The sequence below is a fragment of the Spiroplasma sp. ChiS genome, assembly GCF_002968355.1.
Taxonomy (GTDB): domain Bacteria; phylum Bacillota_I; class Bacilli_A; order Mycoplasmatales; family Mycoplasmataceae; genus Spiroplasma; species Spiroplasma citri.
Genome location: NZ_PUUH01000221.1, coordinates 1 through 783, shown reverse-complemented (window position 1 = coordinate 783; position 783 = coordinate 1). Strand labels below are relative to the sequence as shown.

The window sequence follows — 783 nt, the reverse complement described above, 5'->3', positions numbered from 1 at the left end:
ATAAATGTCACGCTTTTCCATCATTGCTACTTCATCTAAAACAACAAAATAGGGGTTTAAACCATCTAATGTTTTTGTTTCTGATGATAGTGGTTGAAAAAAAGAATTATTATGTATAAACTCTATTTTATCTCGCTTAACTTTTAAAATTTTATTTAAGTTAGGATTAATAAAAATCATTCGTCGCATTTCTTCATAAACTCTTTTTGCTTGATCTCGTTTGGTTGCAATAGAATAAAGTTCGGCATTTGCTTCATTATCTAAAATTAAACTTTTTAAAGCGATTGCAGAAGCAAGGGTGGTTTTTCCATTTCCTCTTCCGACAATTAAGAGTGCTTCTTTAAATCTTCTTAAATTTGTTTTTTTATCATAAAAACCATATAATGATTCTAAAAATGCTTTTTGCCATAATTCTAATTTAAAATTTTGTTTATTATATTCTCCAGTTGTATGAAAACAAGATTTTTCAATAAAGCTAATTGTTTTATTTGCTTCTTTGTGATTAAAATAATAATCTTTATTTGATTTTAATTCTTTTACTAATCTCATGAATAATTTTTCCTCTTTCTGTTGCTTTTTTAAAAAGTTCATTATTTTTCATTAATTTATCATATTGAATTTCAGTATTATTAAAATAACTAATAATAGCGGTAATGCTGGGGAAAATAATATTATCTATAAAATAAGAATGGTTATCTTTTTCAAAATTTACATTATATTTTAATTTAATATTATTACTAATAAATTGCATTATCTTTAAAAATGATGTTTCTTTTCATAAAA

2 protein-coding genes are annotated in these 783 nt (G+C 23.0%); both read right to left on the bottom strand.

Features of this window, described 5'->3' with window-relative positions; translation table 4 throughout:
- On the bottom strand, positions 1 to 549 hold a 549-nt coding region (locus C6B38_RS05885), incomplete at its 3' end, for a terminase large subunit domain-containing protein (RefSeq protein WP_233485587.1).
- The coding region (locus C6B38_RS05880; protein ID WP_233485586.1) for a hypothetical protein at positions 518 to 783 on the bottom strand (266 nt) is incomplete at its 5' end. The genes C6B38_RS05880 and C6B38_RS05885, both read right to left, overlap by 32 nt.